The following is a 10,582-nucleotide window of genomic DNA, read 5'->3' as shown; positions in this document are numbered from 1 at the left end:
CGCCGCCCCCATTCCCCGCAAACGCGCGCGCGTTTGTCATACGCGAGCAGATTCGCGTCGGATTCCGGGGCTATTCCGCGCGTACCTGGCGAATGCGCTCGCGTTTGCGGCGGACCCGACTACACGCCAGCGTCGACTCTCCCCCACCGGGAGGGGTGAGAATGTCGACATGAACGGATTGCTGACGATCGGTGAGTTCTCCCGGATCACGCACCTGTCGGTGAAGACCCTGCGGCGCTATCACGAGTCGGGTTTGCTCGAGCCCGCGACCGTCGACGACTGTTCCGGCTACCGTTACTACGCAACGGATCAGGTCGCGACGGCGCAGATCATCAGGCGGTTCCGCAGTATGCAGATGCCGGAGCGTGATGTGCGGTCGATCGTGAGCACACCGGATCCCGACGCCCGAGCCCGACTGATCAGCGAACATCTCACCCGCCTGGAGCGGCAGTTGGACGACACTCGATCAGCGGTGACGGCTCTGCGCCGGTTGTTGGATCCGGTTCCGCCCACCATCGAAGTCGAACGCGTTCTCACCGAGCAATGCTCTGTCGCAGCAATTTCCGAGATGGTGGACGCCTCCGACGTGCTCGACTGGTACAGCGCGGCAATGGCCGAGATCGACGCAGCCGTGATGGAACCGGCGGGCCCTGCGGGTGGGCTGTACGACAACGAACTGTTCACCGAGGGGCGCGGCACCATGACGGTCTACGTGCCGACTGCAACTGCGCCGTCCAGCAACAGAATTCGGCCGATGACGCTACAACCCACCGAACTCGCGGTGACGGTCCATCTCGGGCCGCACGACGACATCGACGTCACCTACGGCGCACTGGGGGTGTACGTGGAGACCAACGGGCTGAAGATCGCCGGGCCGGTGCGCGAAGTCTACACCGTCGGCCCGCGTGATACCGAGAATCCGACGCTCTGGCGCACCGAAATCGGGTGGCCGGTGTTCGCGGCCTCGCCGCGAAAACAGTAGTCAGCGACCCAGCTGCCTGCTCGCGCCGTCGATCTCGGCATGCCCGCCGATCTTCGCGTTTCGCCCCGCTCGATCCCCGGCCTTGCGTGCACCCTCGGAGTATCCGGCATTCGCGCTCTGGCCACGCCAGTGTCCACGCGCCGTTGATGTCTGCCGGTAGTAGTCGCGGAGCTCGATCTCCTTGTTGCGCAACACCAGCGCCGTCCCAGCGCCCTGTTGCTCTTGCTCGATGGCTGTGGCCTCGGTGTCCTTCTTCACCTGCGCAAGCCGTTGGCCGATGCGCGACGCGAATGCGGTCTGGAAGTTCAGCCGTGCCGTCACGGCTGCGACGGGTACTTCCTCACGCCGGGTGTAGCGCCGGCGGTTCTTGATCTCGGTGACGGTTCGGATCGCCGTCTCGGACTTGTAGGCACCGGATTTGATGTACGCGTCCGATGCTCGCACCATCTGAATCAGCAGGGACGAGTACAGGGCCTCGGTGGTCTCGATGTCGGAGTCGAAACCGTAGGCGAACACCTGCGTCGACGATCGAGACACATCGCACTGGACGTCGTTGGCGTGCGCGATGGACACGAACAGGTGTACGTACGTCTTGAGTCCGCGCTTACCCGGTTCACCGATGGGGATCACCTTCTGGCTCGGCGTCGCCTGCCGTTCCCGGGACGCACTGTGCGAACGAGCCACCGCCAGATCCACCGATGCCGACGTCGCCAAACGCTGAGCTGCCTCCATGAATGCCTCGGCCTCATGGGGGTTGTCGGTGGACTCCGCCTGACGCAGCAATCCGCCGATTCGCGTCAGCATCTTGTCCGAACTCATGAGCGAAAGGGTACCGGGCACCTCCGACACGTCCGGGTTGACCGATTCAGGAACTCGATAATGACCCCTGCGCGGTGAGTTGTGTGCCACAGTACCCATCGACATATGTGTCGGGGGAGCATCACAGCACGATTCTGCGTGCCCATCTCCGGGCGCATACCACCGCGTAGAAGTAAGTGGAGAAAACAATGGCGTCTTTGATCACGAAGGTGGCAGTGGTTGCGACAGCAGCCACGCTGCTGACGCTCACCGGATGTTCGAGCGACAGCGGTTCGAGCGGCGATTCGGGTGCTGCATCCGAAAATGCCGACGGCCGTGGGCCTATCACCTATGTAGAGGGCCAGGACACCACCGAGACCGGTGTCGTCCAGCAGATCGTCTCGGAGTGGAACTCCAGCCACCCCGAAGAGCAGGTCACCTTCAAGGAACAGTCCGCCGACGCCGATCAGGCCCACGACGACTTCGTCCAGCAACTCCAGGCACAGCAGAGCGACTACGACGTGATGGCACTCGACGTCGTCTGGACCGCCGAGTTCGCGGCCAAGGGCTGGCTCGTGCCGCTCGAGGGTGAATTCGCACTCGACAACGCAGGCGTTCTGCCCGCGACCGTCGCGAGCGCGACGTACAACGGCAAGCAGTACGCCGCACCGAAGAACACCAACGGCGGACTGCTCTACTACCGCAGTGATCTGCTCCCCGAAGCGCCCACCACCTGGGCCGAGCTCACCGAGGACTGCCAGGTCGCCCGCGACAACAACATCGACTGCTACGCAGGGCAGTTCGCGCCTTACGAGGGTCTGACGGCAAACGCGTCGGAAATCATCAACGCGCACGGCGGATCGATCGTCGGCGAAGACGGCAAGACCCCCACCGTCAACAGCCCGGAAGCCAAGGCCGGACTGCAGACTTTGGTCACCGCGTTCGAAACCGGCGTCATCCCGGCCCAGGACACCACGTTCAAAGAGTCCGACAGCCAGCAGGCGTTCCAGGACGGAAAGACACTGTTCCTGCGCAACTGGCCGTACGTCTACGGCACCGCCGCAGAAGAAGGTTCGGCTGTGGTCGGCAAGTACGCGGTCGCACCGCTTCCCGGAGTCACCGGCGTCGGCACCTCGACGCTCGGCGGATACAACGCCGCGATCAGCGCGTACTCCGAGAACAAGGCCACTGCAGCGGACTTCCTGCGCTTCATGCAGGGCGAGAAGGCGCAGCGCATCATCGCCGAGGGTGCTTTGCCGCCCGTGCTCTCGTCGCTGTACGACGATCCCGCACTGATCGCCGCGATGCCGTACCTTCCCGCATTGAAGGCATCCATCGAGAACGCCGTTCCGCGTCCCGTCACCCCGTTCTACCCGGCCGTCTCGAAGGCCGTGCAGGACAACGTCTCTGCCGCCATCAAGGGTGAGAAGAGCGTCGACCAGGCGATCACGGACATGCAGGCCGGTATCGAAACCGCCGGCGCCAACTGATTTCGGGAGAACCAATGGCTGTACCTGCTGGTGTGACCAGTGGGGCCGCCACAACCGCCGCGGCCGGGGGCTCGTCCCCCGGCCGCGGTCGGCATGTGCGGTCCAAGAACAAGCGGTTCGGCCTGACGCAGGGTCGAGCCTGGCTGTTGATCGCACCGACGATGGTGATCCTCGCGATCGTCATCGTCTACCCGGTGATCCGAGCCCTGGTGATGTCCTTCTCCAAGGATCCCGGTCTCGATCCCGCCACCGGCATGTTCGTCACCGGTGGATCTGCCGGCTTCGACAACTACACGCACTGGATCCTGCAGCAATGCACCTCGGCGTCGGGCACGTCGGTGCCCTGCCCGCCGGGGACGCTCGGTTCGCAGTTCTGGGGCGCCGTCGGTAACACCGCGTTCTTCACGGTCGTGACGGTGTCCATCGAGGTGGTCATCGGTTTCGCGATGGCCGTCATCATGGGCAAGACCTTTGCCGGACGCGCCCTGCTGCGCGCCGCGATCCTGATCCCCTGGGCTATCCCGACGGCGGTCACGGCCAAGCTCTGGTACTTCATCTTCGCGTACGACGGTATCGCCAATCGCATTCTCGGAACGAACATTCTGTGGACCGGTGACGCCTGGCCCGCTCGTTTCGCGGTGATCATCGCCGATGTGTGGAAGACGACGCCGTTCATGGCGCTGCTGATTCTGGCCGGTTTGCAGATGATTCCCGCCGACGTCTACGAGGCTGCCCGCGTCGACGGGGCGTCGGCCTGGCAGCGTTTCACCAAGATCACGCTGCCACTGGTCAAGCCCGCGTTGATGGTGGCAATTCTGTTCCGCACCATGGACGCACTGCGCATGTACGACCTGCCCGCCATCCTCACCGAGGGTAATCCCGCCACGCGAACCATCTCGATCTTGGTGGTGGATCAGATCCGGCAGGGTTTCAACAGCGCTGCGTCCTTGTCGACCATCTCGTTCGTCATGATCTTCATCGTGGCGTTCATCCTGGTGAAGTTTCTCGGTGCCAATGCCGTTGCCACTCAGGAGAATCAGCGTAAGGGGGCCGGTCGATGAAGCAGGCCCGCATCTATCTCGGTGTCGTCGTCATCCTCGTCTGGGGCCTGGCACCGTTCTACTGGATGGTCGTCACCGCATTCCGCGACCCGCGCTACACCTTCGACACGACGCCATGGCCGACCCATGTCACGTGGGAGAACTTCGACAATGCTTTGTCGACTGCCAACGGCAACAACTTCCTGCGGGCCGTGGGCAACAGCCTCATCGTCGGCGGAGCGACGACGCTGATCGCGCTGATCATCGGCATCTTCACAGCGTATGCTCTCTCGCGCATCGACTTTCGTTTCAAGTACGTGGTGACGGGGATCATCCTGGGAGCCTCGATGTTCCCGGTCGTTGCGCTGGTGACCCCGCTGTTCCAGTTCTTCACCAACATCGGGTGGATCGGCAGCTATCAGGCCATGGTCATCCCGAACATCTCGTTCGTGCTGCCGCTGACGATCTATACGCTGGCTGCGTTCTTCGCCGAATTGCCCTGGGAACTCGAAGAAGCCGCGCGGATCGACGGTGCCGGACGCTTCCAGGCATTCCGCCTGGTGATGCTCCCGCTTGCCGCACCTGCATTGTTCACCACCGCGATCCTCGCATTCATCGCTGCGGTGAACGAGTACCTGCTGGCCAGTCAGCTCTCGAGTGACAAGACGGAACCGGTTACCGTGGCCATCGCGCGGTTCACCGGCAACGATCCGCTGGTAGTGCCGTATGCCGCGATCATGGCCGCGGGCACCATCGTTGCGATCCCGTTGGTGATCATGGTGCTGCTGTTCCAGCGCCGCATCATCTCCGGCCTCACTGCAGGTGGCGTCAAGTCGTGACGGCTCAGGATCACCTTCAGTTGCTGGCGGGCATTCTGGGATTCTTCGCGCTCGTGGCTCTGATCGTTGCCGTCGCCGGGATCATCGGGGGTGATCCCGGTGTACTGCCCTCATTGGCACTACTCGGCCTCGTGATCGCACTGTGGTTCACCGTGAAGAAGATTCGCTGAAACTGCGCGTCGCCAGCGTGACCAATTCGGTCAGCGCCGGGCTCATGGTGGGCCGCCACACCAGGGCCAGCAGCGCGGCGGTGTGCGAGTCCGTGAGCTCCACAGCAACGAGTCGATCGTCGTAGAACCCTGCCATCGATTGACTGAGTATCGCGACTCCGAGGCCGCGGGCAGCGAGGTCGGCAACTGCGTCGGGTGCGCTGGCCTGCAACGTGATCGACGGTGACAGGCCTACCCCACCGCAGTCTCGGTCGAACACCGTGCGAATTCCCGTGCCCGGTGGGAGGGCGACGATCGAATGCTCGCACACCTGTGCCAGTGTTGCCTTCTCGTGAGCTGCCAGCGGATGCTCAGGTGGAACTGCCGCGACTATCCGTTCGTCGATCACCACCATCGATTCCAGTCCGTCCGGGGGTCGGGCTGCGACTCCCACGAGTGCGAGATCGAGCTCTCCGGCACGCACGTCGGTCACCAGTCGATCCGAATTGTCCTCGTGCAGAGCGAGTTCGACGCCAGGATGCGCCGAATGGAAGCGCGCCAACGCGTCGAACAGCTGTGGAACCGTGCAGGCAGTGACCATCCCGACGCGGAGCGAGCCGCGCAGGAGTCCGGCAACGTCATCGACGGACTGTCGAACCGACCCGGCGGCGGCCAGAGTCGCACGGGCTCGAGTCAGCGCGGCCTGGCCCGCAGTGGTCAATGTTGCTGTGCCGCCTGATCTGTCGATCAACTCGGCACCGAGTTCGCGTTCGAGGGCTCGTATCTGCGCGCTGACGCCGGATTGACTGATGTGCACTCGGGCGGCGGCGCGCGTGAAGTTCGCCTCCTCGGCCACCGCGACGAAATACTCCAGTTGCCTCAATTCCATTGCTGTAGTCCCAGATTCGGACCCTCGCCGGCGTCGAGTCGCGCAACACTGCGTTTCGGAGCGGTGACGCGGTAGCTACAGTCGATCAACTCGGCGGCCTCGGCCCAGACGTCGTCGGGGGCACCGTCGTCGGGGGCATCGGACAGGTCGAATCCCACCCAGCCCGACGGCCCGAGGTAGGCGGGGTGGAAGTAGCGGGGCTCGAGCTCGCAGGCTCGCTGCTCCTCGGCGCTCTCGCATTTGACCAGGATCGAGAGGTCGTACTGGTCGCCGCCTTTGACGCCACCACCGAAGTAGACGAATACCGAGGCGGTGCGAAAGGTCGGCCTGCCGTGGGAGATTTTCTCGCTCACGTCGGGGTAGGCGAACGCCATTTTCCGGACACGTTCGAGGACCGGATGCTTCGAGGTGGGGTCGATTGCCACGGACACACGATAACCTGCGTTCCCTACCTGCGGCTATGAATAGAACTTCTGGCGATCATCCGAACCAACTGTTGGACTTCTGACTCGGCGCGTTCGAGACTCGATTCATGACACAGACACCGAAAGAAGTTGCAGCAACCTACTTCGAGGCATGGAAGGGCAAGGACTTCGACACTCTGGCGTCGATCCTGCACCAGGACGCGACATTCCGGGGACCATTGGGCACAGCGGCCAACGGCGCAGAATGTGTGGCCGGATTGAAAGGAATGTCGGAAATTGTCACCGACATCGACATCGCCCACATCTTCGTGGACGGTCCGAATGTACTGACGTGGTTCGATCTGCACACGTCCATCGCATCGCCCGCGAGCACCGCCAACTGGCAGCGCATCGAGGACGGAAAAATTGTGGAAATCAAAGTGACATTCGATCCGCGAGACATCATCGCGGCCGGATAGCCGAACGCCCGCCGGTACTCAATGTGACATTTGGTGGCCTTTTCGGGGGTCAATGTCACGTTGAGTGGACCAACGGGCGGAAAGCGCAGTGGTGCGGACGAGTGCCTCAGAGGGCATCTATCCGCACCACTGCAGCAGGCACTTATGCGTCGATGATGAACGCTTCGAGCTGTTCACGAGCGATGTCGTCGGCCAGCTGCTTGGGCGGGCTCTTCATCAGGTAAGCGGAAGCCGGGATGACCGGTCCACCGATGCCGCGGTCCTTGGCGATTTTCGCGGCGCGGACTGCGTCGATGATGACGCCGGCGGAGTTGGGCGAGTCCCATACCTCGAGCTTGTATTCGAGGTTGAGGGGAACGTCACCGAAGGCGCGGCCTTCGAGGCGGACGTAGGCCCACTTGCGGTCGTCGAGCCAGCCGACGTGGTCGGACGGTCCGATGTGGACGTCCTTGGCGTTGAACTCCTTCTGGAGGTTCGACGTGACGGCCTGGGTCTTGGAGATCTTCTTCGACTCGAGGCGGGTGCGCTCGAGCATGTTGAGGAAGTCCATGTTGCCGCCGACGTTGAGCTGCATCGTGCGGTCGAGCTGCACGCCGCGGTCTTCGAAGAGCTTCGCCATGACGCGGTGGGTGATGGTGGCACCGACCTGGCTCTTGATGTCGTCGCCGACGATCGGGACGCCTGCGTCCTCGAACTTCTTGGCCCAGACCGGGTCGCTGGCGATGAACACGGGCAGTGCGTTGACGAAGGCGACGCCTGCGTCGATGGATGCCTGTGCGTAGAACTTGTCGGCCTCTTCGGATCCGACGGGGAGGTAGGACACGAGCACGTCCACCTTGGCGTCACGCAGGGCCTGCGCTACGTCGACTGCTTCGCCGTCGGCCTCGGTGATGGTCTCGCGGTAGTACTTGCCGAGGCCGTCGAGGGTCGGTCCGCGCAGGACGTGGACGTCCTTCGGGGGTACGTCGGCGATCTTGATGGTGTTGTTCTCGCTGGAGAAGATGGCCTCGGAGAGATCGAAGCCGACCTTCTTGGCGTCCACGTCGAACGCGGCGACGAACTCGACGTCGCGGACGTGGTACTTGCCGAACATGACGTGCATGAGGCCGGGGACGGTGGCGTTCTCGTCCGCGTCCTTGTAGTACTCGACGCCCTGGACCAGGGATGAGGCGCAGTTGCCCACACCCACAATGGCCACGCGGATTGCGTTGTTGTTCTCACCCATGGTCGGGTTCTCCTTCTGTCTTGACTGTCCTGTTTGGTGCTGTGTGGGACGGTGCTGGGTTGGGGTCGGCCTGCTCGGCTGCGATGACTTCGTTGAGCCAACGCACCTCGCGTTCACTCGATTCGAGACCGAGCTGGTGTAGCTGCCTGGTGTAGCGGTCGAGTGTCCCGTTCGCCTTGGCCACAGCGTCGCGGAGTCCTTCTCGGCGCTCCTCGACCTGGCGACGTCTGCCCTCGAGAATGCGGACTCGAGCTTCCGCGGGAGTCCGACTGAAGAAGGCAAGATGTACGCCGAATCCGTCGTCGGTGTAGTTCTGCGGTCCGGTGTCGGCCACCAGTTCGGCAAATCGTTCCCTGCCGAGTGGGGTGAGCTCGTACACCCGTTTTGCTCGTCTTTTCACGAGCAGATCGGGTCCGGCGTCCTCGGCAATGAGACCGTCGGTCTGAAGTCGACGGAGTGCCGGGTACAGCGATCCGTACGAAAACGCTCGAAAAGCTCCGAGCAGGCCGGTCAGCCGCTTGCGGAGCTCGTAACCGTGCATGGGTGACTCGAGAAGCAGTCCGAGAATTGCGAGCTCGAGCATGCAACTCCCCCTTCTCGAATCCAACGATCACAACATGGCGATGCGATTGACCGCACTATCGAAGAATGTATCGCGCCGATACATTGATTGACAAGCCGATGTCTTGTTTCGGTGTGAAACCCCCTACGCAGACCGTGGCAATGCACGGTTCTCGCCCCTCGATCCGTGTCCGTAGTACAAAAGACGTACAAAAACGGACAAGTTTCTCGCTTCTGTGGCGGAGGTGGCGGAAATGTACTTATCTCATGACGGGTGTCAAGAAGTGGCATCCGTACGGGAAAGGGATACCCATATGAAACGAGTCCTCGCAGCGTCGTTCGGACTGATCGCAAGTGCCAGCCTGTTGATGGCTTGCTCGAGCGACAACGGTGGCGACAGTTCACCGGCCACCACCACGGCGTCGGCCTCGCAGTCGGGTGCCGCAGAGGTCACCACCGGTGGCGACACCGAGGTGCAGGTGGACGGAAAGGATCTGGCCGGTCTGGACTTGAACTCGGTGAGCTGCGTGAAGGCGGCCGGCAAGATCAACGTCGGCAGCGGTTCGGTGGGTGGTCAGCAGGGACTCGGTGTGGTGATGACCGACGAGGACACCCCCAAGATCGAATCACTGGGACTGGTGGTGGACGGGAATGCGCTGGCAGTCTCCAACAGCATGGGAATGTCGGTGGGCACCGCCGAGGTCTCGGTCGACGGCGATACCTACACCATCACCGGAGAAGCACAGGGGGCCGACATGGCGAACCCCACAGCCGGAATGATCACGAAGGACTTCACGATCAAGGTGTCCTGTAAGTGATGTAACTGCTGATCACGTGGGTGCGGCAGAGATGCCGCACCCACGTGACGCTCTAACGGCTGACAGAGACGATGTTGCCCGCGAAGTCCGCCTCGACGCGCCCGCCCTCGGCGTCTTCGTTGCGAGCGCTGATCGAGATGCGTTGCTTGCCCCGGCTTTCGTTGATCATGACGTACTCGACGGCGGCGTCAGGGACTCCGATGGCTTCGGGAGTTCCCGCAACGAGACCCGCCAGAACCGCGGAATCGATCGTGGCCCAATCGAAGAGCGCGTCATCGGTGTCGGGAGCGTCGGTGTCCAGGTCCACCTCGAAGCCCCCCGCGATCAACACTCTTTCCCGTCGGCTCTCCGGCGTCGGCCGATAGACGTCGGCACGGTTGTTGTCCAGCTGTATGTACACCTCGAGAACCTGTGAGCTACCGAAACGCTGCACGTATCGGTCTCGGAAATCGTCGAGCCCGGCCGCAGTGTCGAAAACGAAGGGGCGAGCAACGATAGGGGTGACGTCGACCGGCAGGTCCATCGGCACGGTCGGGGCGACGCTGCTCGTTGTCGTGGACGCGACGACTGCCGCGGCTTGTACCGGTTCCGCGCCGTTCCTGGTGGACAGGAACACGACGAGTGCGACAGCGACGATCATGACCGAGCCGAGTGCCAGGAGTAGCCGGTTCTTCGGTTCTGCGGTTCGCGGAGCCGGTTCGGGAAGGTCGATGTCGATCTGCAGGTCGGAGACCAGTCGTCGCAGATCACTCAGGGTGACGGCTACCCGCGCACGTTCGCTGCGCAGTCGATGCTCGTCGAAGGTGAGCTGGCCGTCGGCGTAGGCGGTATCGAGGACGGTGGCGGTCAGCGCACGGTCTATTTCACGAGCGCGAAAATCGGGTCGTCGTGCCATGCTGCGGGCTTCC

General features: G+C 62.9%; 13 protein-coding genes. 7 read left to right on the top strand and 6 right to left on the bottom strand.

Going from position 1 to position 10,582, the window contains the following annotated elements:
- Positions 1–169 precede the first annotated feature (169 nt).
- Complete coding sequence (locus tag ACNEOT_RS01990; RefSeq protein WP_415971702.1) at positions 170–982, top strand: MerR family transcriptional regulator; 813 nt, start codon at positions 170–172, stop codon at positions 980–982.
- Here ACNEOT_RS01990 and ACNEOT_RS01985 read toward each other — a convergent pair whose 3' ends face one another.
- Positions 983–1,801 carry a DUF2786 domain-containing protein gene (locus ACNEOT_RS01985; protein WP_415971701.1) on the bottom strand — a complete coding sequence of 273 codons (819 nt, stop codon included), beginning with the start codon at positions 1,799–1,801 and terminating at the stop codon, positions 983–985.
- Between the two features lie 188 nt (positions 1,802–1,989).
- Here ACNEOT_RS01985 and ACNEOT_RS01980 point away from each other — a divergent pair, with 188 nt between their 5' ends.
- From ACNEOT_RS01980 to ACNEOT_RS01965, 4 genes are read left to right on the top strand one after another with little or no spacing between them, the layout of a single operon-like run.
- Positions 1,990–3,270, top strand: coding sequence for an ABC transporter substrate-binding protein (locus ACNEOT_RS01980; protein WP_415971699.1), 1,281 nt, complete (start codon positions 1,990–1,992; stop codon positions 3,268–3,270).
- A 14-nt stretch (positions 3,271–3,284) separates the two neighbouring features.
- Positions 3,285–4,331 (top strand): carbohydrate ABC transporter permease, encoded by a 1,047-nt coding sequence (locus ACNEOT_RS01975; RefSeq protein ID WP_415971697.1) that lies wholly within the window; start codon positions 3,285–3,287, stop codon positions 4,329–4,331.
- Positions 4,328–5,149, top strand: a complete 822-nt coding sequence (locus ACNEOT_RS01970; RefSeq protein WP_415971695.1) for a carbohydrate ABC transporter permease — start codon at positions 4,328–4,330, stop codon at positions 5,147–5,149. The genes ACNEOT_RS01975 and ACNEOT_RS01970 overlap by 4 nt, the downstream gene beginning before the upstream one ends.
- Positions 5,146–5,319, top strand: a complete 174-nt coding sequence (locus ACNEOT_RS01965; protein ID WP_415971693.1) for a hypothetical protein — start codon at positions 5,146–5,148, stop codon at positions 5,317–5,319. The genes ACNEOT_RS01970 and ACNEOT_RS01965 overlap by 4 nt, the downstream gene beginning before the upstream one ends.
- Here the strand turns inward: ACNEOT_RS01965 and ACNEOT_RS01960 are convergent.
- Positions 5,297–6,187, bottom strand: a complete 891-nt coding sequence (locus tag ACNEOT_RS01960) for a LysR family transcriptional regulator (protein WP_415971692.1) — start codon at positions 6,185–6,187, stop codon at positions 5,297–5,299. The two genes, ACNEOT_RS01965 and ACNEOT_RS01960, sit on opposite strands and share 23 nt — an antisense overlap.
- Positions 6,178–6,612 (bottom strand): MmcQ/YjbR family DNA-binding protein, encoded by a 435-nt coding sequence (locus tag ACNEOT_RS01955; protein ID WP_415971690.1) that lies wholly within the window; start codon positions 6,610–6,612, stop codon positions 6,178–6,180. Before ACNEOT_RS01955 ends, ACNEOT_RS01960 begins: the two co-directional genes overlap by 10 nt.
- Positions 6,613–6,719: 107 nt before the next feature.
- On the opposite strand from ACNEOT_RS01955, the gene ACNEOT_RS01950 reads away from it, so the two are divergent.
- Positions 6,720–7,070 carry a nuclear transport factor 2 family protein gene (locus ACNEOT_RS01950; protein ID WP_415971689.1) on the top strand — a complete coding sequence of 117 codons (351 nt, stop codon included), beginning with the start codon at positions 6,720–6,722 and terminating at the stop codon, positions 7,068–7,070.
- 142 nt (positions 7,071–7,212) lie between these two features.
- Here ACNEOT_RS01950 and ACNEOT_RS01945 read toward each other — a convergent pair whose 3' ends face one another.
- Both ACNEOT_RS01945 and ACNEOT_RS01940 read right to left on the bottom strand, forming a co-directional pair.
- Entirely contained in the window at positions 7,213–8,295 is a 1,083-nt protein-coding gene (locus ACNEOT_RS01945; RefSeq protein ID WP_415971687.1) for an inositol-3-phosphate synthase, read from the bottom strand.
- Positions 8,288–8,878, bottom strand: coding sequence for a PadR family transcriptional regulator (locus ACNEOT_RS01940; RefSeq protein WP_415971686.1), 591 nt, complete (start codon positions 8,876–8,878; stop codon positions 8,288–8,290). Before ACNEOT_RS01940 ends, ACNEOT_RS01945 begins: the two co-directional genes overlap by 8 nt.
- Positions 8,879–9,170: 292 nt before the next feature.
- Here ACNEOT_RS01940 and ACNEOT_RS01935 point away from each other — a divergent pair, with 292 nt between their 5' ends.
- Positions 9,171–9,674: a lipoprotein LpqH gene (locus ACNEOT_RS01935; RefSeq protein ID WP_415971684.1), complete on the top strand. Its 504-nt coding sequence runs from the start codon at positions 9,171–9,173 to the stop codon at positions 9,672–9,674.
- Positions 9,675–9,726: 52 nt separating this feature from the next.
- Here ACNEOT_RS01935 and ACNEOT_RS01930 read toward each other — a convergent pair whose 3' ends face one another.
- Complete coding sequence (locus tag ACNEOT_RS01930; RefSeq protein ID WP_415971683.1) at positions 9,727–10,569, bottom strand: DUF1707 domain-containing protein; 843 nt, start codon at positions 10,567–10,569, stop codon at positions 9,727–9,729.
- Positions 10,570–10,582: the final 13 nt, after the last annotated feature.

The sequence above is a fragment of the Rhodococcus sp. 077-4 genome (assembly GCF_047782425.1).
GTDB lineage: Bacteria > Actinomycetota > Actinomycetes > Mycobacteriales > Mycobacteriaceae > Rhodococcoides.
This window is presented reverse-complemented; position numbering and strand designations above follow the sequence as displayed.